The organism is Paralcaligenes ginsengisoli, from assembly GCF_054781135.1.
Map to the genome: position 1 here is coordinate 17663 of NZ_BAAGUZ010000003.1, position 25326 is coordinate 42988.

Below are 25326 nucleotides of genomic sequence, written 5' to 3' on the forward strand. Positions count from 1 at the left end.
GACTAAAAATTATGGCTATTACTGACGTTCTCGTTCCCCAGCTTTCGGAATCGGTTTCCGAAGCGACTTTGCTCAACTGGAAAAAACAACCCGGCGAAGCCGTCACCGAAGACGAAATCCTTATCGAAGTCGAGACCGATAAAGTGGTGCTTGAAGTACCTGCCCCGTCTTCCGGCGTACTGAGCGAAATCGTCAAAGGCGACGGCAGCACGGTTACTGCGGGCGAGGTGCTGGCTCGTATCGATACCACAGCCAAGGCGACCGCGGCGGCGCCAGTCGCAGCGGCTGCTGCTGCTCCGGCTGCTCCAGCAGCCGCTCCCGTCGTGGCCGCGCCAGCAGCGTCTGCGATTGCCTCGCCGGCCGCGGGAAAGATCCTGGCCGATAAGGGCGTCGATCCGGCTTCGGTCGAGGGTTCAGGCCGTGGCGGTCGCATTACCAAGGGCGATGCCTTGCAAGCCAGTGTCACTCCCGCTCCCAAGGCCGCGGCGCCTGTGGCCCCGCCCACTTTGTCTCTCGATGGCCGGCCCGAGCAACGCGTGCCCATGAGCCGCTTGCGTGCGCGTGTTGCCGAGCGTCTGCTTCAATCGCAATCCGAAAATGCGATTCTCACTACGTTCAACGAAGTGAACATGCAAGGCGTCATCGACCTGCGCAACAAATACAAGGAAAAGTTCGAGAAAGAGCACGGTGTGAAGCTGGGCTTCATGTCTTTCTTCGTCAAGGCGGCCATGGCGGCGCTCAAGAAATATCCGGTAGTCAACGCATCGGTCGATGGCAAGGACATCATTTATCACGGCTACTTTGATATCGGCATTGCCGTAGGCAGCCCGCGTGGTCTGGTCGTGCCCATTTTGCGCAATGTCGATCAAATGTCGATCGCCGACATCGAGAAGCAAATTGCCGAATACGGCGCCCGCGCCCGCGACGGCAAGCTGGGTCTTGAAGAGCTGACCGGCGGTACATTCTCGATATCGAACGGCGGTGTGTTTGGTTCGATGTTGTCAACGCCCATCATCAATCCGCCGCAAGCGGCCATTTTGGGCATACACGCCACCAAAGACCGGGCGGTTGTCGAAAACGGTCAAATCGTGATTCGTCCCATGAATTATCTGGCCTTGTCCTATGATCACCGGATCATTGATGGCCGCGAGGCGGTTCTGGCATTGGTCGCCATCAAGGAAGCGCTCGAAGATCCGCAACGTCTGTTGCTCGATGTATAAGGCGCCGGGTTAGCAATCGCATGGTAGGGCTTCGGCGCGAAACCGCTTGCGGGAGCGCCGGGGCCTGTCGTTTGAGCATCGCATAAAACTTGTCATGGCAGTCTGTCAGGCGGGCGGTGCCCTTCTTTTGACATAGCGCGTGCAGGCTTGCGTTATCAACAATTTTATCGAGTGAAAAAATGGCTAAACAATTCGACGCTGTCGTTATTGGCGCTGGGCCCGGCGGGTATGTTGCTGCGATTCGCGCCGCTCAATTGGGCATGACCGTTGCATGCATCGACGCCTGGAGCACCGCCGACGGAAAACCGGCACCGGGCGGGACTTGCACCAATGTCGGTTGCATTCCATCCAAGGCTTTGCTGCAGTCGTCCGAGCATTACGAGCAGGCCAACCATCATTTTGCCGAGCACGGCATCGAGATCAAAGAAGTCGGGCTTAAGCTCGATACGCTGCTTGGCCGCAAGAACAATGTCGTCAAGCAAAACAACGACGGCATTATGTACTTGTTCAAAAAGAACAAGATAACGTTCTTTCACGGCACCGGTTCATTTGTGGCGCAGGTCGACGGAGGCTGGTCGATCAAGGTCTCCGGCACCTCGGATGAAGATCTGGTGGCCAGGCACGTGATCGTGGCGACGGGTTCGTCCGCGCGCGCCTTGCCCGGACTGCCTTTCGACGAAAAACAGGTCGTGTCCAACGATGGCGCGCTCAGCATTCCTTCCGTTCCCAAAAAACTCGGCGTGATTGGCGCCGGTGTGATCGGTCTTGAAATGGGCAGCGTCTGGCGCCGTCTGGGCGCCGAGGTCACCATACTCGAAGCCATGCCCGATTTTCTCGCCGCGGCCGATCAGCAGGTTGCCAAAGAAGCCCAAAAGGCATTCGCCAAGCAAGGCCTTGTCATACAAACCGGTGTCAAGATTGGTGAAGTCAAGGCTGCGGCCAAGAGCATCACTATTCCCTACACCGATGCTGCCGGCGCCGAGCATAAACTGGTGGTCGACAAGCTCATCGTTTCGATTGGCCGTGTACCCAACACTCAGGGACTGGGTGTCGAAACCGTCGGGCTCAAGCTCGATGAGCGCGGCTTTGTGCTGGTCGACGCCGACTGCAAAACCAATTTGCCCAATGTGTGGGCCGTGGGTGATGTGGTTCGTGGCCCCATGCTGGCGCACAAGGCCGAAGAGGAAGGTGTGGCCGTGGCGGAACGCATTGCCGGGCAGCACGGACATGTCAACTTCGATACCATACCCTGGGTTATTTACACTTCGCCCGAGATCGCCTGGGTGGGCAAAACCGAACAGCAGTTGAAAACGGAAGGCCGCCAATACAAGGCCGGAAGTTTCCCGTTTCTGGCTAATGGCCGCGCTCGCGCCTTGGGAGACACGACCGGATTTGCCAAGGTACTGGCCGACGCCAGCACCGATGAAGTCCTGGGTGTGCATATCGTCGGGCCAATGGCCTCCGAACTGATTGCCGAAGCTGTCACCATCATGGAGTTCCGCGGTGCGGCTGAAGATATAGCCCGAATCTGCCATGCTCATCCGACCTTGTCCGAGGCCCTCAAAGAGGCTGCGCTGGCTGTCGACAAGCGTGCGCTGAATTTTTAAGCCTATTGCGCGCGGCGCAAGCATGCGCTTTTTAAAAGGGGCGGGCGCCTGACCGCCCCTTTTTTCGTTTCTGCGAGTCCGGTTTTTTTATGAATGTTCGCGAGTATTATCAGAAGGCGCTTGTGGAGCGCAGCTATCAACCCGACGCAGCCCAATTGGCCGCCGTCGACCGCTTGCAGCGCTACTTCGATGACTGGCTGGCTTTCAAGCAGGCTCGCTCCAACGGTCTGAAGAAGATCTTCAATCGGCCCGATGTTCCTCGCGGCATATACCTGTGGGGCGGAGTGGGTCGCGGCAAGAGCTTCCTGATGGACGCGTTCTATCTTACGGTCCCGGTCAAACGCAAGACACGCCTGCATTTTCACGAGTTCATGCGCGGGGTGCATCGCGAGCTCGGGGAGGTCAAGGGCCAGCAGGATCCTCTTGACGAAGTGGCGCGCCGCGTTGCCCGGCGCTATCGCCTGATTTGCTTCGACGAGTTCCACGTATCGGATATTGCCGATGCGATGATTCTCTATCGTCTTTTGCGCAAGCTGTTCGAACTGGGCACCTCCTTTGTCATGACTTCGAATTACGAGCCGTCGACCCTGTATCCGGATGGCTTGCAGCGCGATCGGCTTTTGCCCGCGATCAAACTGATCCAGGATCGCATGGATATACTTAATGTCGATGCGGGAGTCGATTACCGCCGTCTTGCCCTTCAACAGCTGCGTGTGTACATGACGCCCATTACCGACAATACCGACGGCGAGTTGCGAGCCGCTTTCGAGCGGCTGTCGGATACGGCGCCGCAAGATCCGGTGTTGACGATCGAAGGTCGCGAGATCAGGGCCATTGCCCTGAGCGGCAGCATTGTATGGTTTGATTTCGTCACATTATGCGGCGGCCCCCGTTCGCAAATCGATTACCTCGACATGGCCAGCCGGTTTCATACCGTGATTCTTTCGGGCGTACCCTGCATGGGGCCGCGGCACTCTTCGGAAGCACGGCGGTTTACCTGGCTGATCGACGTGTTTTATGATCACAAAATCAAGCTCATCATTTCGGCCGAGTGCAAACCCGACGAGCTATATACCCACGGTGCTTTGGCCAACGAATTTCACCGTACCGTTTCCCGTATCATGGAGATGCAGTCCCGCGAATACCTGGAGTCGGAGCGCAGGGCGGCCGTCACTCTTTGATCTCCGCAGTGTCGGCGATCAGGGCCCAGGGATTTTCTATCCATTACCACCTTCCAGCAGACCACGACTTATGAATACCCGTGTATTGACAGGCATTACGACATCCGGAACTCCGCATCTGGGCAATTACGCCGGGGCAATCCGCCCGTCGATCCGGGCCAGCGCGCAGCCCGAGGTCGATGCTTTTTATTTCATGGCCGATTATCACGCCCTGATCAAATGCGACGATCCCGAACGCATCGCCCGTTCACGCCTGGAAATTGCCGCCACCTGGATTGCGGCCGGGCTCGATACCGATAAAGTCACGTTTTATCGCCAGTCCGACATCCCTGAAATTCCCGAACTGTGCTGGATGCTGACCTGCGTGACCCCCAAAGGGCTCATGAATCGTGCACATGCCTACAAGGCCTCGGTCGATCAGAATGAGCTCAAGCAGCTTGAACCCGACGACGGGATCACGATGGGGCTGTTTTCCTATCCCATCCTCATGGCTGCCGATATTCTCATGTTCAACGCCAATAAGGTGCCTGTGGGCCGGGATCAGATCCAGCATCTGGAGATGACGCGCGATATTGCTCAGCGCTTCAACCATTTGTACGGCGGCGGCAAAGAGTATTTCGTCTTGCCGGAGGTTCAGATCGAGGAAGACGTGGCGACCCTTCCAGGGCTTGACGGGCGGAAGATGTCCAAAAGCTATGACAACACCATTCCCTTGTTCGAGGGCGGCGCCAAAGCCTTGCGTGCCGCCGTCATGCGGATTGTCACGGATTCGCGCCAGCCGGGTGAGCCCAAGGATGCCGAGGGCTCGCATCTTTATACGATATATCGCGCTTTTGCGGCGCCTGACGAGTCCGCCGATTTTCGCCGACTGCTTGAAGAAGGGCTGGGATGGGGCGACGCCAAGCAAATGCTGTGCGAACGCCTTGAGCGGGAACTCGCGCCCATGCGTTTGCGCTATATCGAATTGATGTCGCAGCCCGAACGCATTGAATCGATATTGCAGGAAGGGGCCGCCAAGGCGCGCAAATTGTCGGCGCCGCTGATGGCCGAGTTGCGTGAAGCCGTGGGGCTGCGCCAGGCCGCAAAAACCGTTGCAAAAGGCAAGGCAAAAGAAAAGTCGGGCGGTAAGAAAGCCCGGTTTGTCAGCTTCCGCGATGAGGCGGGTGATTTTCGCTTTCGTTTGCTGGCAGCCGATGGCCAGGAGCTTTTGTTGTCCGAGCCTTTTGCCAACCCCCGTCAATCGGGGCAGGCGATTCAGGCCTTGCGGTCCGGAATCCTGGACGAGCTATTCACCGAGCACGAAGGAGTTGTCAGCCTGCGCATCGAGAATGCCGTGGTTGGCCGCCTTGTCGCAAGCCAATTGCCGCAACTGCGCGAAGCGCTGCGCGAACTGGATGCGGAATAAGAGGTGGTGCAGGGGCGGGGTCCTGCGTCTTCGTTTCCTAGGCGCTTTCACGCTCGATTACATCAAAGCCCAGGTCCTGGGCCATCGAGGCAATTGGACGGCCTTGCAGACGGTCGAGCAGCAATCGGGCGGTGGATTCTCCCATTGCCTTGCGGTGCACGCGTATGGTGGTGAGCCGCGGATGGCAGGCGCTGGCGATAGGCAGATCGGCAAAGCCCATGATCGCGATATCGCCGGGAACTTTCCAGTTCTGGCGCGCGCACTCGTAGATGGCGCTGGCCGCCAGCATGTCGTTGCTGCAAAAAACAGCGTCGAGGCCGGGGGCCTGTTTCTTTAATTCAAGCAGGCTGGCGACACCGTTTTCGATGGGCGAGGGTGATGCCGTTTCTATGGCGTGAACCGATACATTGGTATGTTGCCCTGCTTCCTGGCGCAGTCCCTGCAAGCGTTGCTGCGATCGATGTTCGTAGCCGCCCAGATAACCGAGCTGCCTGTAGCCCCTGGCTATCAGGAAACGGGCCGCGGCGCGGCCTGCGTCGAAATTCGAAAACCCCACCAGCATATCGATGGGATGGGGGCCGTGCTCCCACATTTCGACCACAGGGATGCCTGAAGCCTTGAGCCGTTCCACCAGCGTTTTTTCGTGATGTATGCCGGTCAGCACGATGCCGTCGACCCGGCGCCCCAGGAATGCCTCGACGATTTTGGTTTCATTGGCCTCTCGATAAAAGGTTTGACCCAGCAGCAATTGGTAGCCGTGCTGGTCGAGCGTATTGGCCAGGGCCTCGATGGTTTCCGAAAAAAAAGAATTCGATATGGTGGGGACGACGGCGGCGATGATGCGGGTTTTAGCCGAGGCCAGGCTGCCGGCCGTCAAATTGGGCACATAGCCCAGTTTCTGTATGGCGGCCTGTACTTTTTCCAGTGTCCTGGGAGCAAGCTGCGAAGGATGGTTGATGGCGCGGGAGACAGTAACCAGCGCGACCTGGGCCTCGAGGGCCACGTCTTCCATGCGGTTGGTGGATGCCGCGCCGGCTCTGGGTTTGGGGGGGGTGTTGCGCACAGTGTTTTTCGCAGAAAGTAGGGTGTGGAATATTGACATGGTAGCCGCAAACATGATTTAATGAAAGCGCTTCCATATCTATGGATTTTTAAATCTTTGAATATGAAAGCGCTTTCATTTTTAATTAGATGGCAATTTCCAGGAGAGAGAGTTGGGCGCACCACATGGCAGGAAACCGGTACCTGTATCTTCGCAGGTCATAGAGCGGCTCAAGAACATCAGCAGCGGTACGCTGACAACCCAATTGTTCAAGCATGGCCTGAAGCAATGCTTTCTGGTGGGGCTGAAACCGCTCAATCCGAATTGTGCGAAATTCGCCGGCGAGGCGTATACCATGCGCTTCATTCCCACCCGTGAAGATATCGACACCTACGCGACCCTCACTCCTTTTTCGAATCCGGATAATCTGCAATGGGATGCGGTCGATCAAATCGGCCCCGGCCAGGTGCTGGTCATCGATAGCCGCAATGACACGCGTGCGGCGTCGGCCGGCAATATGCTGCTGACGCACATGATGATCAAGGGCGTGGCGGGCATAGTCACTGATGGGTCTTTGCGCGACGGTCAGGAAATTTCCCGAATGGCGATTCCGGCCTATGCCCGCGAGGTCACGGCGTCGACTCGTTTGTCATACCATCATGCGGCCGATTTGCAGGTTCCCATCAGTTGCGCCGAGGTGGCCGTATATCCTGGCGATATCATTGTGGGCGATGGCGACGGGATTACCGTGATTCCCCGTCATCTGGCCGCGCAACTGGCCGACGACGGCGAAAAGCAGGATGCTTTCGAGGCCTACCTGGCGATACGGATGGCGGCGGGCGAAAAACTATATGGCCTGTACCCACCCAACGATCAAACGCGGGCCGACTATCAGGCATGGATCAAGCAGGGTTCCGACCCCGCCAGGGCGGTTGATATCCGCGCGGAGAAAATCAGTGGCTAAGCTCACTCCTCAATTCATGGAAGCGGCCATACGCCGCTATTTCGATGCCTGCAATGCGGCCGACTACCAGGCGCTGATCGCTTGTTTTACTCCGGATGCCGTGCATTATTTCCCGCCCGGCTTGCCTGAAATTCCCTGGCGCGGAGCCGACGTCATTGCCCGCAAGTGGGTATGGTGCGTTGAAAACCTGGGGTCTCGCTGGACCATAGAAAAAGTGTTGTGCTCGTCCACAGAGCCCGAAGCGGTGATCGAATGGACACACTGGAAAACGGCCAGGCACACAGCCCTGCGGGGCGACGAATGGTATGTCTTCGATGAAGCCAGCGGACTGATCAAGGAAATCCGCGCGTACTATGCCTCGGCGGCCGATCCCGGCGCGCCGATCTGCGAATTGGTGGATTTCGATTATGGCGGACGCGGCTATCACCTGAAGCCCAAGGCATAAGAAAGTAGACACTATGTATATTTCAGAACAGTTGATCAACCCCGATGCCAATCGCCTGCGTCTTTCCGCCCAGTTGGGCGTGGAAAGAGTGGTTATCGACAATCGCGGCACCGAGCTGCTGGCATCGGACGATGGCCGATGGAATAAAGACAAGCTGACGGCCTATCGCCAATGGATCGAAAGTTTCGGTTTGAAGATCGATGTCTTTGCCCTGGATGTGGGGTCGATACTGCTGACGTCTCTGGTGGACAGGGAGGCCGCTCAACGGCACCTGGAGGTGTTGCAGGACAATATCCGTATCGCGGCGGCGGCGGGGATCCCCTGCCTCAAGTACAACGTGCAGATGGTCGGCATTACCCGCACGGCCTTGCGCGAAGGGCGTGGCGGATGCCGTTATTCCAGTTTCAGCCTGAGCGAGTACTCGCCGGATGCGGACCGTCAGTTTTCGTACTGGGGAGTAGGCTATCCCTCGAACCAGGAAGAGGGAGGCGCGGATTCCAGTCTCTTGTGCGGGCAGCAAATGGCGCGCCAGGTTCCCGAAGTGAGCCAAGCCGATGGCTGGAAAGCCATCGAATTCCTGGTATCCGGGCTGGTTCCGGTGGCGCAGGAAGTGGGCGTCAAACTGGCCTGTCATCCGCATGACCCGGCCTATCCCGTCGGCGGGCTGAATGGCGTCGAGCACGTCATGGGTTCGCTCGACGGCATTGCGCGTTTTCTGGCGCTAAGCTCCAGCCCGGTTCACGGTTTGAATTTTTGCCAGGGTACGGTGGCCGAGATGTCGGCCGACCCGCATGCCGCCGTCATGGAAGCCATAGAGCGATTCGGCAAACGCATATTCATGGTTCATTTCCGCAATATCAAGGGGGGCTACCTTGATTTTTCCGAAGTGTTCCCTGACGAGGGCGATGTCGACATGTACCAGGCATTGTTGAACTACCGGCGCGTCGGGTATCAGGGGCCGCTGTGCCCGGATCATGTACCGGTGTCCGACCAGGATCCCAATCGCGAGCGTTTCATGTCTTTTGCGCTGGGCTACACCAAGGCCTTGCTGCAGGCGAGCGCGCACCAGCCATGAAAAATACCCCGCTCAGAAGCGCCCGCTGGCTGGCCGCCGAAGGCATGCGCACCTTTGGCCACCGGTCGCGCCTGGCGCAAATTCAAATATTGGACGGAATTGCGGGCTGGCAACATCACTGCACAACAGTGGGGTGAAATAGAGCAGGGCATTTCGCGTTCGCCGGGTCATTGCATGACGATGGGCACGGCCTCGGCCATGACCAGTGCCGCCGAAGTCCTGGGCCTGGGCTCCGCCCGCGCCGAAGTATGCGCGTGGCTATGGAGCCTTGTTTGCCCAGCAAGTCAGCCAGGCCAATCTGGGGTGTGATTTTGAACTGCTGGCCCGGGCGGGCGATATTCCGGACCCCGATATCTATTGACGCTTTATCAGTGCCCTGGAGTGCCGCCGCTGGCGACGGTCTTGGCCTGGGCGCGTCCGCGCAACCACTCCAGGGTGAGCAGCAGGGCGGTCGAGAAGATGATCAGTATGGTGGCCACGGCGGCGATGATGGGGCTGATGTTTTCGCGTATGCCGGTGAACATCTGGCGCGGCAGGGTAGCCTGCTCGGGCCCTGCCAGAAAAAGGGTTACCACGATTTCATCGAAGGACGTGGCAAATGCAAACAGGGCGCCGGCGATCACGCCAGGCGCAATAATGGGCAGTGTGATTTTGAAAAACGTGCGCAGCGGATTGGCGCCCAGGCTGTAGCTGGCTCGTATCAGATTATCGTTGAAGCCTTGCAGGGTGGCCGTGACGGTGGTGAGAACAAAAGGAGCACCGAGCGCCGCATGCGCCAGAATCAGCCCGCTGTAGTTGTTGACAAGCCCGTAAGGTGCAAAAAACAGATAGATCCCGACGCCCACCACCACTAGCGGAACGATCATGGGTGAAATCAGGACTGCCATGAGCAATCCCTTGCCGTGAAATTCGATACGGTGCAGGCCGGCGGCGGCCAGCGTGCCCAGCACGGTGGCGATCAGCGTGGCCGATGGCGCAACGATAAAACTGTTTTTGGCGGCGCGGATCCAGTCGTCCGAATGAAACAGTGCGCTATACCATTTGAACGAGAACGACTGGATGGGGTAGAGCAGCAATGTGCTGTCGCTGAAAGACAGCGGAATCATCACCAGTATGGGCAGCAGCAGGAAAACCAGGATCAGCAGGCAAATCAGGCGATGGCCGTAGTGCCACGCACGCTCCACCCTGGATGTGTAGGGCGGGAATTTGAGAGAGCGGATTTTTTCCATGTCAGCCTAGCCCCAGTTCCCGGCCCGACAGCCTGCGGTATAGCGAGTACAGCAGCAATGTGCCGATCAGCAGGATGAAGCCCAGCGCGCTGGCCATGCCCCAGTTGATGGTTTGATTGGTGAAGTAGGCAACGTAGTAGCTGATCATCTGGTCGCTGGCTCCGCCCAGCAGGGCGGGGGTGATGTAGTAGCCGATGGCGATGATGAAGACCAGGAGCGTTCCGGCGCCTATGCCTGGATAGGTTTGCGGCACATACACGCGCCAGAATGCCGCGAAGGGATGACTGCCCAGGGAAATCGCCGCGCGCTGACAGGTATTGGGTACGGACTGCATCACGCTGAATATGGGCAGGATCATAAAGGGCAGCAAGATGTGGGTCATGGCGATATATACACCGACCCGGTTGAACAGCAAGGCGATGGGGGCATCGGTAATGCCTGTGCTTATAAGCGCCTTGTTGACGAGGCCCTGGCGCTGCAACAGCACGATCCAGGCGGCAATACGCACCAGCACCGAGGTCCAGAAGGGGATCAGTATGCAGATGATGACCAGGTTTGCCCGGCGTTTGGACAGTGTCGTGATCCAGTAGGCCAGCGGGAAGCCCAGGATCAGTGTCAGTATGGTTACCACGGCGCTGATCAGGAATGTGCGGCCGAATATATCCAGGAATGCCGATGTGCCCGCCGGAGCCCTGACGATATCGCCCTTGGCGTTTTGTTTCAGGTCGAGAGAAGCGAGCAGGTAGTACGGAGAATACGCCGTATTGTTGCTGGCGATCGCCTGCCAAAATGGCAGCTCCGACCAGTGTTTGTCGATCTGGATGAGACGGGTGCGGATATCCGCGTCGCTCAGTGTCTTGCCGTCCGGCCTTGTCAGAGGCATGCGGCGTATGGTTTTGAAAATCAGAGAACGGTAGCCCGGGATCTCGTAATTGAGCCTGCGGGCGAGGCCGCCGGCGGCGCTTGATCCTTTGGCCTTGCCCAGGTCTGCCGCCAGCGCGGCATAGGCGGCATCGCTCGGGGCAGTGCTGCCGTCCCAGCCCTTTAGCGTTTCCAGGGTTTTGGGCAGTGTGGCGATGACTTCCGGATTTTCGACGGCGCGCTGGAGCAGGGCGCCGATAGGTATGACGAAAATGACCAGCAGGAACAGGGCCAGGGGGGCGACCAGAAAGAACGCGCGCCATTTCCGTTTGCGTTCGGCGGCCCGCATGGCATGCCTGATTGCATGCGCATCGTTGTTTGTAATCGTCGCTGTCATCGCTGAGTTTGCCTGGATGGCGTCTCCCGCCGCGAACGGCAAGAGGAACGCCAGGTTTTTAAGAGACGGTCAGGTCCTAGCGGGCCGCCCAGGCGGTGAAGCGCTGATCCAGTTCTTCGCCATGGTCGGTCCAGAACGAATTGTCGGAGAACAAGGCGTTCTTGCCGTTTTCGGGCGAGTTGGGCAGATTGGCCAGGGTCTTGGAGTCGAGTTTGCCGATGGCCTGTTTGTTTACGGGTCCGTAGGCAATATGCTGGGCGTAGGCAATTTGAGGTCCGGTGGACGTGGCGAAGCTGATGAATTTTTCAGCGGCCGCCTTGTTGGGTGTGCCGGTGGGGATGACCCAGTAGTCCAGGTCGTAGATGCTCTGGTTCCAGACGACCTGCAGCGGTTGTCCTTCACGTTGCGCGGCGTCGATGCGGCCGTTATAGGCCGTAGACATGACCACGTCGCCGGCAGCCAGCATTTGCGGAGGTTGCGCGCCTGCTTCCCACCACTGAATGTTGGGCTTTAGCTGGTCGAGCTTCTTGAAAGCGCGGTCTACGCCTTCGGGCGTGCTTAGTACTTTGTAGACATCCTTGGGGGCGACGCCGTCCGCCATCAGAGCGAATTCCAGGTTGTAGTGGGCGCCTTTGCGCATGCCGCGTTTGCCGGGGAATTTTTTCACGTCCCAGAAATCGGCCCAGCTTTTAGGCGCTGTTTTCAGGGTTTTGGCGTTGTAGGCCAAGGCGGTCGACCATACGAAGGCCCCCACGCCGCAGTCGCGTATGGCTTCCGGCACGTAGTCCGCCTTGTTGCCTATTTTTGACCAGTCGAGCTTTTCGTACAGGCCTTCATCGCAGCCGCGGCCCAGATCTCCGGTTTCGACTTCAACGGCATCCCACACGACATTGTGAGTTTCGACCATGGCTTTGACTTTGGCCTGTTCGCCGTTATAGGCAACGGTGATGATTTTTTTGCCGGTCTGTTTTTCCAGCGGCTTGATGAACGCGGCGTCCTGGGCATCGCCGTTGGCGCCGCCGAAATTGACGACGGTGAGATCGCGCGCGCTGGCCACGCCGGAACCCAGGGCCATCATGGCCGATGCCAGGCTCAGGGCGCACAGTATTTTATGGGTATTCATAAGTTGTCTCCGTGGTTTTTAAATTGGAATGGGAAGAACTAGGGAGTGAATGCTCGGACGTGCTCGGGAGGGACGTGGAGCAGAATGTCGCTGCCGGCGGCAACGGATTGAATCGAGCTACTGTCACTGAGCGGTAGCTTGACAAAAAAGGGAGAGGCTTGCGGAATGCTGCATCGCAGCCGCACGTGATCTCCAAAATAAACCTGATCGAGCGCCGTGGCGCGGATCAGGTTGGTGTCCGGACTGGCCTGGCCGCTGACAATGCGTATCCGTTCCGGTCGCATCGCAACTATGCAGGGCGCGCCAACCTGTGCCTGGCCGATGTTGAGTCCGGTAATGGCCGTGCCATTGCCCAGATGCACGACACAGCGGCCATCGGAGCTTGCCTGGACTACGCCTTCGAACTGATTGCAGTCACCGACGAATCCGGCCACAAATCGGTTGCAAGGCGACTCGTACAGTGTATTCACAGGCGATATTTGCTGGATGATCCCCTGGTCGAAAACGGCGACGCGATCCGACATGGTCAGGGCTTCGCTTTGATCGTGAGTGACGTAGACGAATGTGATGCCCAGCTTCTTGTGCAGGGCCTTGAGCTCCAGCTGCATATGTTCCCGCAGCTGTTTGTCCAATGCGCCCAGGGGCTCGTCCATGAGCACCAGCTTGGGTTCGAATACCAGGGCGCGCGCCAGGGCAATGCGTTGCTGCTGGCCACCCGACAACTGGGCCGGGTAGCGCTTGGCGAAGGCATTCATTTGCACCATAGACAGGGCGTCGTCGATGCGGCTGGCCCGCTGGGCCGCGGGGACCTTGCGCACATTGAGAGGGTACTCGAGGTTTTTCTCAACGGTCATGTGCGGAAACAGGGCATAGTTCTGGAAAACCATGCCTATGTTGCGCTTGTGCGGCGGTACATTGTTGAGGCGCTGCCGATCCAGAAAAATATCGCCGCTGGTCGGAAATTCGAAGCCGGCTAACATCATCAGGCACGTAGTCTTGCCTGAGCCAGAGGGCCCCAGCAGGGACAGGAACTCTCCTGGATAGATGTCCAGGTCCAGGTTTTTGACGACGAGGTTCACGCCGTCATAGGACTTCTGGACGCTCTGGAAGCTGACTAGGGGTTCTGGATTTGTTTGAGCCAAAATAGTTTCGCACTCGCTAATAATGGATTAACAAAAGTCCCGGCTGCGCTCCGGTCATGCCCGGGATGACTTGACTGCGTCGGCAAGAATGAGCAGCCCTTCGTCGAGAAGCTGATCGGGGATGGTCAGCGGAAACAGAAAACGGATGACGTTTCCGTATATTCCGCACGTTAGCAGAATCAGCCCGTTTTTCAGCGCATTTTTTTGTACCCGGCCGGCAAACTCCGGATTGGGTTTGCCGGAGTCCGCGTGCTTGAATTCAACGGCTATCATAGCCCCCAATCCTCGGATATCGGCTATTTCAGGGGTGATGGCCTGCAGCGCCCGCAGGCTTGCCCGCAATTTTTCGCCGCTCGCATTGGCTCGGGCAAGAAGCTGCTCGTCTTCGATAATATCCAGGACGGCCAGCGCGGAGGCCAGCGCCAGGGGATTGCCTGCGTAGGTGCCCCCCAGCGCGCCAGGAACCGGCGCATCCATGATTTCAGCTTTGCCGCATACGCCCGATAGCGGCATGCCGCCTGCCAGGCTCTTGGCCATGGTCATGAGGTCTGGAATGACGCCGCTGTATTCAATGGCGAACATTTTTCCGGTGCGGCCAAAGCCCGTTTGCACCTCATCGGCGATCAGCAATATGCCGTGTTTGTCGCACAAGGCGCGCAAGCCCCGGATGAATTCGAAGGGGGCCACATAGAAACCGCCTTCTCCCTGTACCGGCTCCAGGATAATCGCGGCGACCCGTTTGGGGTCGATGTCTGTTTTGAACAGCGCTTCAATGGCGTCCAGCGAATCCTGCGAACTGACGCCATGCAGTGCATTGGGGAAAGGAGCGTGATAGATCTCGCCGGGGAAAGGGCCGAACCCCAGCTTGTAGGGCGCCACTTTACCGGTCAGGGCCATGCCCATGAACGTGCGCCCATGAAACGCGCCTGAAAAGGCAATGATGCCGGTGCGGCCAGTGGCCGCCCGGGCTATCTTGATGGCGTTTTCGACGGCTTCGGCACCGGTGGTAAAAAAGGCGGTTTTCTTTTTGTGATTTCCCGGCGCTGCCCGATTGACTTTTTCGGCCAGCTCGACATATGAGGAATAAGGGGAGATCTGGAAGGCGGTATGCGTGAATTGGCTTGCCTGCTGCTGGACTGCCGCAACGATTTTTGGATGGCAGTGGCCCGTGTTGGCGACGGCAATGCCGGCCGCGAAATCGATATACCGGCGTCCTTCGATATCCCAGATTTCCGCATTCAGCGCGCGCTGTACGTAAAAATCGCACATGATTCCTATCCCGTTCGGGATGGCTGCCGATTTTCTTTCCTGCCAGGTCTGGTTGCTCATGATCGTATCCGCTTATCTCGATGGGGTGGTGCGCTAGCGATTACTATAGCGACACTATGGTCTACAATCCAGAGCCATTCTGGCAAATTTTATAGAGCCAATTATGGAATCCTTCATTCTGGCGGACTGGTTGCAACAGAGGCTGGATGCCGAAGCCGGCGAACCCGCCTATCGGCAACTGTATCGATTGATTCGCCGCGTGATTCTCGACGGGCGCCTGACGGCCGGGGCGCGGCTGCCGTCGTCCCGCAATCTGGCGGTCGACCTGGCCATTGCGCGCAATACGGTTATTCAGGTGTATGAGCAACTGGCCATAGAAGGCTATGTCAATGCGGCGACCGGTCGCGGTACGCATGTTGCCGATCTGAGCCAGGACCTTATCGACGATCCTCTCGACAAGGCGAGCGGGGAGACCGGCGCCCAGGCGCAGCCTTTGAACCGTGGGCTGTCCGAGCGCGGGCAGCACTTGATGGATCGGCTTGGATTTTCGAATCGGCAGATAGGTGCGTTCATGCCCGGCATTCCGGACGTGTCGGAATTTCCTCTCAAGGCCTGGGTGCGTATACAGAACAAACAGTGGCGCCGTGCCGCGCCCGCGTTGATGAGTTATGCGCCCGCCGGCGGTTACGAGCCTCTGAGGCAGGCGATTTCGGAATATTTGAGCAGCGCGCGTTCGGTCAACAGCACCGCCCGTCAGGTCGTCATGACCACCGGGATACATCAGGCAATCGATGTGGCGACACGCTTGTTGTGCCAGGTGGGGGATGTGGTCTGGATCGAGGAGCCTTCGTATTGGGGCGTACGCAACCTGGTGCTGTCGTCCGGCTTGAAAGCGGTACCGATCAGTGTGGATCAGGAGGGCATGTGTCCGACGGCGGCCGATTTTGCGACGCCCCCCAGATTGATCGTCGTGACGCCTTCGCATCAATATCCGCTGGGGATGGTCATGAGCCTTGCGCGACGCCGGATGTTGCTGGAATATGCGCGGCAAAACGGGTGCTGGATCATCGAAGACGATTACGATAGCGAGTTCCGCTTTGGCAGCCGCCCCTTGCCGTCATTGCAGGGACTCGATGACGCGGGGCTGGTGCTGTATGCGGGAAGTTTCAGCAAGACTTTGTTTCCGGGCTTGCGCGTGGGTTATCTGGTCGTTCCCGACGGTCTGGCCGAGGCGTTCTCGGGAGCGGTCGCCGAGCTTTATCGAGAGGGGCAGTTGATGACGCAGTCGGTGCTGGCGGAATTCATCCGTGAAGGCTATCTGACTTCGCATATCAGGCGGGTGCGCAATCTGTACGCCGGGCGCCGCACTTGTCTGATTGGCGCGATCGCAGGCCGTTATGGCGACGCGCTCGATATTGTGGGCGAGCATGCGGGCCTGCATCTGGTGCTGGCCCTGCCCGATTACGTAGACGATCATCGGGTAACGCGCGAGGCTTTTGAGGCGGGAGTGGTGGTGCGGCCTTTGAGTAATTATTATCTGAAGGCCGGCAGTGCGAAAAAAGGTTTGCTGCTTGGCTACGCAGGAGTGCCTGTTGACGAAATCGGCCCGGCGTTCAATATTCTTTCGCGCGTGATCGATGCACAGTTGTTGCGCGTCTAGCGCATTTTTGGTTCAGGTGTTTACGGTACTGAACGCGGTTCAGTTGCTTTCGTTTTTAGCCGTTCGTTCAGGTTTTGGTTATTACTTTGGACGGGTAGTTCTATAAAGACGCCACAGGGTGGGCGGTGCTGTGTAGTCCGGCACGTCCAGCGGTCGGCTAGCTACGCTAGCCGACTACCCGGGTCTGCCTCGTCCAGGCGGGCGTCGGGCGAACTCGCCCGGCCTCGCGAGGCCGGGCTCAGACAGCGCCCGACGAAAGCCCCCGCCTTCCCTCCGTCAGCACCCGGCGCTGGACTACCGCCGGACTACACAGCACCGCCCACCCTGCGGCTTGCGTTGAGGGAATGCATAGAGAGATACGTTGAGACGTCGGGCGCTTAGTAAATCCAGGGTTTGGCACATCGTGGTGTAGTGGCCACGTGATAGAGGCATGAGTGCGGGCGCGTTAACGGTTCTATGGGTGCAGGCCCATTAACGGTGGGTGCAAGCACGTTGATTCCAGGCACACCGTTCCAGGTGCACCATTCCAGGCAATCGTTCTAGGCAATCGTTCTAGGCAATCGTTCTAGGCATGCCGTAACGCGAGCCGTCTATCGGGGATAGGGTCAGGACCGGCGTAAGGCGTGCGCCGGATGCTACCGTAGGGAAGGCGGGGGCTTTCGGCGGGCGCTGTCTGAGTGGCGTCCCGCGCCGCGGGGCGACGCGAGTTCGCCCGACGCCCGCCTGGACGAGGTAGATCCGGATCAAGCACGCCGTGCCGGTCCTGACCCTATCCCCGATAGACGGCGTCTTCAAATACCAAACCGTCGAATGCCGCAAACACTCGATCCAAAAACATTCTAGCGCCGACTATTCGCACAGCTCGATGCGCAGCGCCAACTGGGTGCATAGGCTCATGATTTGCGGCACATCTTCCCGGTACACCAGCACGACTTGAAAATCGTTGGTATAGCTTTCGCCGAAACTGATCAGGCGATACTTGGGATGATGCACAAGCAATTCCTGATCCAGCCATTGATAATAGTCGGAGACGGTTTCGAAGGTGTTGTTATTGTAGGGATACTCCGGCAGGGCCGGGTGTTCGAACGCCTCGACGATCTGCTCATAGAGCTCGTCGACGGTATCCGAAACGGCAAAGTAGTCTTCCAGCTCAATAAAAATAATGAATGCTGTCACCCCTGGCCGGTCGTATTCGACCAGGCGCGCGGCATCGTCGCCGTAATTTTCTTTCAAGACCTTGACGGGATCGGCCTGCGCTTCGAGGCAGAGGTTGACGATACGCCGCGCCTCGTGGACGTCCAGGTCATGGCAACTGATCAGATCAATCAGAGTTGTCAGCTGTGCAGCCGTGTCTTGTGCGGTGGTATTCATAATGATTATTTTTTCAGTTTGGCAAAGGCAGCGGCCATCGCGCCCAAGCCCGCCGCTTCGGTCGGCCGAGGCGAGGCGGCAGGACGCCGGTTGCCTGAGCTGGCTTCGCTGCGTTCCGCGTTGCCGCGGCGCAAAGGCATGGTATCGTCGTTGAGCCGCATGGTCAGGCCGATGCGCTTGCGCGCCACATCGACCTCTTGAACCTTGACTTGCACTGTCTGGCCCACCCGCACCACATCGCGCGGATCCTTGACGAATTTTTCCGCCAGCGCCGAGATATGCACCAGGCCGTCCTGATGCACTCCGATATCGACGAATGCGCCGAAATTCGCAACATTGGTCACGACGCCTTCGAGAATCATGCCGGTGTGCAGATCATTGATTGTGTTGACGCCTTCCTTGAATTGAGCTGTCTTGAATTCCGGGCGCGGGTCGCGGCCGGGCTTTTCAAGCTCGACGAAAATATCCTTGACGGTAGGCAGGCCAAAGCGCTCGTCGATGAATTCGCTTGGCGATACCCCTTTCAGGCCGCCTTGCTGTCCCATGATCTGGCGGGCTTCGGTGTTGAGCTTCTTGAGGATGCGTTCCACCACGGGGTAGGCTTCAGGGTGTACCGATGAAGCATCCAGGGGATTGTCGCCATTGGGTATGCGCAAAAAACCGGCGGCCTGTTCGAACGCCTTGTCGCCGAAGCGGGAAACCTTGAGCAGCATCTTGCGATTGGCAAATGGGCCGTTATCGTCGCGCCAGGCCACGATGTTTTTGGCGAGCGAGGAATTCAGCCCCGATACTCGTGTCAGCAAAGGGGCCGAGGCCGTATTGACATCGACGCCCACCGCGTTGACGCAGTCCTCGATGACCGCATCGAGCGAACGTGCCAGTTCCCGCTGGTTGACGTCGTGCTGGTACTGACCGACGCCAATGGCTTTGGGCTCGATTTTGACCAGTTCGGCCAGTGGGTCTTGCAGTCGGCGCGCAATCGACACTGCGCCGCGCAGGCTGACATCGAGATTGGGAAATTCCAGCGCGGCCAGTTCCGAGGCCGAATAGACGGACGCGCCCGCTTCCGATACAACGACACGCGTAGGCGACAGCGTGGGGAATTTTTCCACCATGTCGGCCACCAGCTTCTCGGTTTCACGGGAGGCTGTGCCATTGCCGATGGCGACCAGTTCGATCTTGTGCCTGGCGGCCAATGCGGCCAGGGTGTTGATCGAACCTTCCCGGTCGCGGCGCGGCTCGAACGGGTAGATCGTGGCGGTATCGAGCAGTTTGCCGGTGGGGTCGATAAGAGCCACCTTGACGCCGGTACGTATGCCGGGATCCAGGCCCATTACCGGTTTCGGGCCGGCCGGAGCGGCGAGCAACAGGTCTTTCAGGTTGGCGGCAAAAACGCGTATGGCTTCTTCTTCGGCACTGTCGCGCAAGCGGCCGATCAGTTCGGATTCGAATGTGGTCAATAATTTGACGCGCCAGGTCCAGCGGCAAACCTCGGCCAGCCAGCGGGCGCGAGGCGCCGCATCGGGCTCGAATCCCGCATCGATATTTAAAAAGCGGGCTGTCCGCGCTACGCAGGGATGCGGATTCTGCAGTTCGAGGTCAGCCTCCAGGCCCAGGCGCAAATCGAGCACACTTTGCTGGCGGCCGCGCAGCAAGGCCAGGATGCGGTGCGAGGGCAGAGTGCGCAGGGGCTCCTTGAAGTCGAACCAGTCGCGAAAGTTGGCTCCTTCGGACTCCTTGCCCTCGACCACTTTGGCGTAGAGCAGGCCGGTGGCCCACAGGTGTTCGCGCATATTGGCCAGCAAGTCGGCATTTTCGGCAAATTGTTCCGCCAGTATGTCGCGGGCTCCGTCCAGGGCGGCCTTGGTGTCGTTGATGGATGCTTCGGGATTCAGATAGTTTTGCGCCAGTACGGAGGGATCGCATCCGGCGTCATTCAAAATGGCTTCGGCCAGGGGACCCAGGCCGGCTTCCCGGGCGATCTGGGCCCGAGTGCGGCGTTTGGGCTTGTAAGGTGCGTACAAGTCTTCCAGCCGCTGCTTGGTATCGGCTGCCAGGATTTCCTGCTGCAGCCCGGCGGTAAGCTTGCCCTGCTGTACGATCGATTCGAGAATGGCCGTCCGGCGGCCTTCCAGTTCGCGGACATAGAGCAGGCGCACTTCAAGATTGCGCAAGACGGTATCGTCGAGTCCGTCGGTGGCCTCTTTGCGATAGCGGGCAATAAACGGCACCGTGGCACCGCCATCGAGCAATTCCACGGCTGAACCGACTTGCGAGGCGCGCACATTCAGCTCGCGGGCGAGCTGGGCGATGATGCGTTCGGGGTCGTTGCCCTGGTTCAGGGCTATCGAAGTCATGGAAACGAAGGTATCAGCAGTCATAAGGCCATTGTAAAAACGTAATTCGAGCGGGGCATTTTGCCACAAGGCGGCATTGATCCGGGAAATACCCGGGTATCATCACGTTTGAAACCATTAAGGAATGTAAAAAAACGGCGGTGTATCCTTGTCGCTTGCGTCGGGCAATGGGCCGGCATTCAACTTTCATGCTTGTTACCTGTCGATTTTTCAATGTTTTTGCAAGAACTCTCTGATATTTTTGCCGCAGACGGCCCTATTGCCTCTGCCGTGCCCGACTACCGGCCGCGGCTGGCTCAGCTGGAGCTCGCGCAAGCTATCGAAAGCGCCATGCGGGACCGGTCCACACTGGTGGCCGAGGCGGGTACGGGAACCGGAAAAACCTGGGCGTATCTGGTGCCGGCCTTTCTGGGAGGAGGCAAGGTGTTGGTGTCCACCGGCACTCGTACCCTGCAGGACCAGTTGTTTAGGCGCGATCTGCCCAAATTGCGCGAGGCCCTGTCGCTGCCGATCACCATAGCGCTTCTGAAGGGCCGGGGCAACTACGTCTGCCATTATCATCTCGAGCGTCTATCGGGGGACGAACGCGCCTTGAAATCGCGTGCCGAAATGGGTCAACTGCGCAACATCCAGGTTTTTGCGAAGCAGTCCAGAACAGGCGACAAGGCAGATTTGGCGCAGGTGCCCGAAGAGGCCGATATCTGGAACCGCGTGACATCCACTCGCGAAAATTGCCTGGGCCAGGATTGCCCGCATTTGCGCGACTGTTTTGTCATGAAGGCCCGTCGCTATGCCCAGGACGCCGATCTGGTCGTCGTGAATCATGCCTTGTTCATGGCCGATCTGGCATTGCGCGAAGAAGGCATCACCGATTTATTGCCTACCGTGGATACGGTGATTTTCGACGAAGCGCACCAATTGCCCGACATTGCCACTCGCTTTCTGGGTACCAGCGTGTCTTCGCATCAATTGCTGGATCTGGCGCGATCGATCGAAGCGGCCGGCCTGGCCCATGCCAGGGAATCCACCAACTGGAGCGAGGCCGCCAAGAAACTCGAGCAGGCGGCGCGCGAATTGCGCCTGGCATCGAGTCCGATCGACAAATTGCCCGGTCGCAAAGCCACATTCGATGCAATTCCCGAGCCCGAATCATTCGATACTGCGTTGTCCGAGCTGCAGCAGGTGCTGGACCGGAGTTCGCAATTGCTGAATGTCGTGACTGAAAAACACCCCGATCTTGCCGCGGCGGCCAAGACATGCCTGGACATCCGTGCCCGTCTGTTCCAATGGAGCCAACCGGATCGGCAAGGGCATAACGCGCTGCAGCCCGAGCCGCCCCAAGAGGGAAGTGTGAACGATGAGGGCGGGGCGGTTCGGTGGGTCGAACACAGCCTGCACCACATGCGCCTGCATAGTGCACCGTTGTCGGTGGCACAGATTTTTTCACGCTACCGCAGTGCCAGTCAGGCCTGGATCCTGACATCGGCCACGCTGTCGGTGCACGGCGATTTCAGTCATTTTCTGCGCCAGCTTGGGCTTTGGGAGGCCAAAACCCTGCGCTGGGAATCGCCCTTCGATTATGCTCGACAGGGCGTTTTGTTTGTTCCGAAAGCCTTGCCTTTGCCCAGCGATTTTGCTTTCAACGAACGATTCGTGGATGCCTTGCTGCCGCTGGCCAGGATGGCCGCCGGTGGCGTGCTGGTTCTGTGCACGACCTTGCGTTCGGTCGACAGGATCGCCGAGCTGCTGCAGGAACGATTCGACGACGAGGGCCTCGACAGGCTGATATTGCGCCAGGGCGAGAGTTCGCGACGTATTTTGCTGGAACGGTTCCGCACAGAGAAAAACGCGGTGCTGGTGGGAAGCGCCAGTTTCTGGGAAGGGATCGATGTACCGGGCGATGCCCTGACGCTTGTGGCCATCGACAAGTTGCCGTTTGCGCCGCCGGACGATCCCGTTCTTGAGGCGCGTTTGAAGCGTTGCCGCGAGAATGGCGGCAATCCGTTCATGGAGTATCAGTTGCCGGAGGCCGCGATTTCCCTCAAGCAGGGTGCGGGGCGCCTTATCCGTTCGGAGACGGATTGGGGGGTGTTGATGGTGGGCGATACCCGTTTGGTGGAAAAGCCGTATGGCAAGTTGCTCTGGCGCGGCTTGCCGCCTTTTTCACGCACTCGCGAGCAAGCCGAGGTGCTGGCTTTTTATGACAAAAAACAGAATGCGTGCTGATGGCCGACCGGGCACCCGCAAGGGGTGCCTTTCTCGGGTGCCATCGGGCCGCTAGAGCCAGTTGATGGGATTCCAGTTGTTGACCGGCTCGTTCAGCCCCTGCTTGTAATATTTGCTGTTGGGGAAGTTCTTGTCCAGCACGCGCTTGGTGTCGTCCCGCAGTTGGGTCAGGCCAAGCTTGCCGTAGCTCAGGTACATGATGTACAGCGCTTTTTCGGCTATGGGCACACCCTGAAAGTCGGTAATGACCTTTTGCGCCCGATTGACCGCGGCGACATAGGCGCCGCGCTCGTAATAGTACTGGGCGACATGGGCTTCATTCTCGGCAATGGTGTTGACCAGCCAGGTGACGCGTTTTTTGGCATCGGGGGTGTAGCGGCTGTTGGGATAGCGGGCAATCAGCTGGTTGAATGCCTCGTAGGACTCGCGCAGGCCTTTGGGGTCCCGTTCGCTTGGATCCTGGCGCGTTATGTTGCTGAAGGAGGCGCTGGGCGGCGTAAACGTAACCAGCCCTTTCAGGTACAGCATGTAATCCGTGCCGGGGTGGTTCGGATACTGCTGCTGGAACCGCGCAATGGCGGCCAGCGCCTGATCGGGTTCCTCGTCTTTCCAGTTGACATAAGCCAGGTCGACCAAGGCTTGTTGCGCGTAGACTCCGAAAGGATAGCGGGCCTCGACGGCTTCGAGGCGTGTGCGCGCGTCTTTCCAGTTGCCGTCGCTCATCTCGGCGTGGGCGTCTTTGTAGAGGCGGTCTGCGCTCCAGCCGGCTGTTTTGTCGACCTGGTTCTTGAAGGAACTGCAGCCGGCAATAAGCGCGACGGCAAGGAGCATAAGCACCGCGTGCGTCAGTCGTTTCAGGCTGGGAAAGCGAGGTAAAGCGAGGTCTAGACGAATCACAAAAGTGTCCTTGGTGTTAGCATGCAGGCTGATTATATGATTTGTCGCCATGACTGACACAGTTATCCATAAAGAAAGTTCCGCCACAGATGAACCGGTCGAGTTTCAACTGCCGTTCCGGGCACCGCCGGAGCGGCTGGACAAGGCCCTGGCCAGGTTGATTCCCGAGCATTCCCGCAGCCGTTTGCAGGTCTGGATCGAGCAGGGGCACGTGTGGGTCAATGGCCAGCCGGGACGCATCAAGCAAACCGTTGGTCCGGGAGACAAACTCAGCGTCTGGGAGCAATTGCCGCCGGAATCGCTGGCGTTTTCTCCCGAGCCGGTCGAATTCGGCGTGGTGGCTGAAAGCGGCGACTGGATCGTCATCAACAAGCCTGCGGGCCTTGTCACCCACCCCGGCGCGGGCAATTGGCACGGGACTTTGCTCAATGGCTTGCTGTACCGTTTCCCGGAACTGAAGCTGGTTGCGCGGGCCGGAATCGTGCACAGGCTCGACAAAGACACCTCGGGCCTGCTGGTGGTCGCGCGCCACGAAAAAGCCCAGACGCACCTGATCCGGCAGTTGCAGGACCGCAGCGTCAGCCGAGAGTATATCGCCCTGGTACACGGCAATATACCCAAGAGCGGAACAGTCGATCTCGAGATCGGGCGCGACGCCAAGGTACCGGTTCGCATGGCGGTCGAGCGGCCGATCGCTCCCAAGCAGGCCATTACCCATTATGAGCCCCGGCGTATTGGCGAAAGCGCCGAAGGTCATGTTGTGACCGAAGTCGTCTGCCGTCTTGAAACTGGCCGTACGCATCAAATCCGGGTACATATGATGAGTCTGCGCCATCCCCTGGTGGCCGATACCTTGTACGGTGGCAAGCCTGTTGCCGGCGCAGTGCGGCAGTTGCTGCATGCGCGCTCCTTGAGTTTCGATGATTTTTCAAGCGGGCAACGGGTTTCTTTCGAGGCTCCGCTGGCCGATGATTTCAGGCAGGTTCTGGAGAACATTACATGGCAGAGCTGACGCCTGCAAATTCCTTGCCCAGTGTGACAGGCCTGGACTGGCGGGGTGTGCGGTATTTCTCCACGGTGCGCCAGGGAGGGGTCAGTACCGGGCCGTGCGCGTCGCTCAACCTGGGACGTCACACGCAGGACAACATCGATCATGTAGTGGAAAACCGGCGTCGCTTGCGCGCGGAGCTGCCGGCCGAGCCCTTCTGGCTGAATCAGGTGCATGGCGTCGAGGTGGCCGATGCCGACCTGCCCGCCGACGTGCCGCCTTCCGCCGATGCCGCCGTCACGGCGCAGAAGGATCGGGTGCTGGTCATCATGACCGCCGATTGCCTGCCGGTGGTTATTGCCGACGACGAGGGCAGCGTGCTGGGCGTGGCGCACGCGGGCTGGCGCGGGCTGCTCAATGGCGTGCTGGAAGAAACTCTTCGACGCCTGCGGGCAAGGCGTCCGCAGGCGTCGCGCTGGCGCGCCTGGATCGGGCCTGGAATCAGCCAGCGGCATTTCGAAGTGGGCGCGGATGTCCAGGCCGCGTTTGTCGATCGGGACAGGCGAAGCGCCGATTTTTTTGTGGAAAAAATCGCCCATGAAAAATGGCTGGCCGATCTGCCGGGCCTGGCAAGATTCCGCCTGCAGGAAGCGGGCGTGGGCCAAGTCGAGTTGAGCGGATACTGCACGTTCGGCGAGGCCGAGCGTTTTTACTCATATCGGCGTGAACGCGATACGGGGCGGCTTGCGACGGTGGCGTGGCTGCCGGAAGGGCGCTAGCCGGCGGTCGATGCGATTCGCCAATGGCAACTATTTCCGCACTATTCGGATTGGAATTTTGCAAACATGCGGGCTAGCGACTTACCCT

General features: G+C 58.8%; 22 protein-coding genes and 1 pseudogene. 14 read left to right on the plus strand and 9 right to left on the minus strand.

Annotation, left to right across the window (positions count from 1 at the left end; genetic code table 11):
• Positions 1-11: 11 nt before the first annotated feature.
• The 4 genes from odhB (at position 12) to ACYVIS_RS02655 (ending at position 5413) form a co-directional block, all read left to right on the plus strand.
• Positions 12-1220, plus strand: a complete 1209-nt coding sequence (gene odhB, locus ACYVIS_RS02640) for a 2-oxoglutarate dehydrogenase complex dihydrolipoyllysine-residue succinyltransferase (protein ID WP_460873199.1) — start codon at positions 12-14, stop codon at positions 1218-1220.
• A 179-nt stretch (positions 1221-1399) separates the two neighbouring features.
• Positions 1400-2827 carry a dihydrolipoyl dehydrogenase gene (gene lpdA / locus ACYVIS_RS02645; RefSeq protein ID WP_232744325.1) on the plus strand — a complete coding sequence of 476 codons (1428 nt, stop codon included), beginning with the start codon at positions 1400-1402 and terminating at the stop codon, positions 2825-2827.
• Between the two features lie 89 nt (positions 2828-2916).
• Positions 2917-4008 (plus strand): cell division protein ZapE, encoded by a 1092-nt coding sequence (gene zapE / locus ACYVIS_RS02650; protein ID WP_460873200.1) that lies wholly within the window; start codon positions 2917-2919, stop codon positions 4006-4008.
• 70 nt (positions 4009-4078) lie between these two features.
• The gene (locus ACYVIS_RS02655; RefSeq protein WP_232744323.1) at positions 4079-5413 is read left to right on the plus strand and encodes a tryptophan--tRNA ligase; all 1335 of its coding nucleotides are present in this window, start codon (positions 4079-4081) and stop codon (positions 5411-5413) included.
• 37 nt (positions 5414-5450) lie between these two features.
• On the opposite strand, the gene ACYVIS_RS02660 is transcribed toward ACYVIS_RS02655, so the two are convergent.
• The gene (locus ACYVIS_RS02660) at positions 5451-6476 is read right to left on the minus strand and encodes a LacI family DNA-binding transcriptional regulator (protein ID WP_460873201.1); all 1026 of its coding nucleotides are present in this window, start codon (positions 6474-6476) and stop codon (positions 5451-5453) included.
• Between the two features lie 151 nt (positions 6477-6627).
• On the opposite strand from ACYVIS_RS02660, the gene ACYVIS_RS02665 reads away from it, so the two are divergent.
• From ACYVIS_RS02665 to ACYVIS_RS02690, 6 genes and pseudogenes are all read left to right on the plus strand, one after another.
• A complete protein-coding gene (locus tag ACYVIS_RS02665; protein ID WP_460873202.1) occupies positions 6628-7419 on the plus strand; it encodes a ribonuclease activity regulator RraA in 792 nt (263 codons plus the stop codon).
• Positions 7412-7864, plus strand: a complete 453-nt coding sequence (locus tag ACYVIS_RS02670; RefSeq protein ID WP_460873203.1) for a nuclear transport factor 2 family protein — start codon at positions 7412-7414, stop codon at positions 7862-7864. Before ACYVIS_RS02665 ends, ACYVIS_RS02670 begins: the two co-directional genes overlap by 8 nt.
• Positions 7865-7877: 13 nt before the next feature.
• Complete coding sequence (locus tag ACYVIS_RS02675) at positions 7878-8939, plus strand: mannonate dehydratase (protein ID WP_460873204.1); 1062 nt, start codon at positions 7878-7880, stop codon at positions 8937-8939.
• A complete protein-coding gene (locus ACYVIS_RS02680) occupies positions 8936-9076 on the plus strand; it encodes a hypothetical protein (RefSeq protein WP_232744782.1) in 141 nt (46 codons plus the stop codon). Before ACYVIS_RS02675 ends, ACYVIS_RS02680 begins: the two co-directional genes overlap by 4 nt.
• Positions 9021-9167, plus strand: a pseudogene (locus ACYVIS_RS02685) (dihydroxy-acid dehydratase domain-containing protein); the annotation flags it as partial. The gene ACYVIS_RS02680 and the pseudogene ACYVIS_RS02685, both read left to right, overlap by 56 nt.
• Positions 9145-9300 (plus strand): hypothetical protein, encoded by a 156-nt coding sequence (locus ACYVIS_RS02690; RefSeq protein ID WP_232744781.1) that lies wholly within the window; start codon positions 9145-9147, stop codon positions 9298-9300. The pseudogene ACYVIS_RS02685 and the gene ACYVIS_RS02690, both read left to right, overlap by 23 nt.
• A gap of 7 nt (positions 9301-9307) precedes the next feature.
• Here the strand turns inward: ACYVIS_RS02690 and ACYVIS_RS02695 are convergent, their stop codons facing one another.
• The 5 genes from ACYVIS_RS02695 to gabT form a co-directional block, all read right to left on the minus strand.
• The gene (locus ACYVIS_RS02695; RefSeq protein ID WP_232744318.1) at positions 9308-10168 is read right to left on the minus strand and encodes an ABC transporter permease; all 861 of its coding nucleotides are present in this window, start codon (positions 10166-10168) and stop codon (positions 9308-9310) included.
• Between the two features lies 1 nt (position 10169).
• Positions 10170-11426 carry an ABC transporter permease gene (locus ACYVIS_RS02700; RefSeq protein WP_460873205.1) on the minus strand — a complete coding sequence of 419 codons (1257 nt, stop codon included), beginning with the start codon at positions 11424-11426 and terminating at the stop codon, positions 10170-10172.
• 76 nt (positions 11427-11502) lie between these two features.
• Positions 11503-12549, minus strand: coding sequence for an ABC transporter substrate-binding protein (locus ACYVIS_RS02705; RefSeq protein ID WP_232744316.1), 1047 nt, complete (start codon positions 12547-12549; stop codon positions 11503-11505).
• Between the two features lie 38 nt (positions 12550-12587).
• Entirely contained in the window at positions 12588-13691 is a 1104-nt protein-coding gene (locus ACYVIS_RS02710; RefSeq protein WP_232744315.1) for an ABC transporter ATP-binding protein, read from the minus strand.
• 54 nt (positions 13692-13745) lie between these two features.
• Positions 13746-15020, minus strand: coding sequence for a 4-aminobutyrate--2-oxoglutarate transaminase (gene gabT / locus ACYVIS_RS02715; RefSeq protein WP_232744314.1), 1275 nt, complete (start codon positions 15018-15020; stop codon positions 13746-13748).
• 103 nt (positions 15021-15123) lie between these two features.
• Between gabT and pdxR the strand changes: the two genes are divergently transcribed.
• Complete coding sequence (gene pdxR / locus ACYVIS_RS02720) at positions 15124-16620, plus strand: MocR-like pyridoxine biosynthesis transcription factor PdxR (RefSeq protein WP_460873206.1); 1497 nt, start codon at positions 15124-15126, stop codon at positions 16618-16620.
• Between the two features lie 849 nt (positions 16621-17469).
• Here pdxR and ACYVIS_RS02725 read toward each other — a convergent pair.
• Both ACYVIS_RS02725 and ACYVIS_RS02730 read right to left on the minus strand, forming a co-directional pair.
• Positions 17470-17991 (minus strand): hypothetical protein, encoded by a 522-nt coding sequence (locus ACYVIS_RS02725; protein ID WP_460873207.1) that lies wholly within the window; start codon positions 17989-17991, stop codon positions 17470-17472.
• Positions 17992-17996: 5 nt separating this feature from the next.
• Positions 17997-20372 (minus strand): Tex family protein, encoded by a 2376-nt coding sequence (locus tag ACYVIS_RS02730; RefSeq protein WP_460873208.1) that lies wholly within the window; start codon positions 20370-20372, stop codon positions 17997-17999.
• A 189-nt stretch (positions 20373-20561) separates the two neighbouring features.
• Here ACYVIS_RS02730 and ACYVIS_RS02735 point away from each other — a divergent pair, with 189 nt between their 5' ends.
• Positions 20562-22574, plus strand: a complete 2013-nt coding sequence (locus ACYVIS_RS02735; RefSeq protein ID WP_460873210.1) for an ATP-dependent DNA helicase — start codon at positions 20562-20564, stop codon at positions 22572-22574.
• 51 nt (positions 22575-22625) lie between these two features.
• Here the strand turns inward: ACYVIS_RS02735 and ACYVIS_RS02740 are convergent, their stop codons facing one another.
• Positions 22626-23405 carry an outer membrane protein assembly factor BamD gene (locus ACYVIS_RS02740; RefSeq protein WP_460873253.1) on the minus strand — a complete coding sequence of 260 codons (780 nt, stop codon included), beginning with the start codon at positions 23403-23405 and terminating at the stop codon, positions 22626-22628.
• 115 nt (positions 23406-23520) lie between these two features.
• Between ACYVIS_RS02740 and ACYVIS_RS02745 the strand changes: the two genes are divergently transcribed.
• Positions 23521-24483 (plus strand): RluA family pseudouridine synthase, encoded by a 963-nt coding sequence (locus ACYVIS_RS02745; protein ID WP_232744310.1) that lies wholly within the window; start codon positions 23521-23523, stop codon positions 24481-24483.
• Positions 24471-25238 (plus strand): peptidoglycan editing factor PgeF, encoded by a 768-nt coding sequence (pgeF, locus tag ACYVIS_RS02750; protein WP_460873211.1) that lies wholly within the window; start codon positions 24471-24473, stop codon positions 25236-25238. Before ACYVIS_RS02745 ends, pgeF begins: the two co-directional genes overlap by 13 nt.
• The last annotated feature ends 88 nt before the right edge of the window (positions 25239-25326 follow it).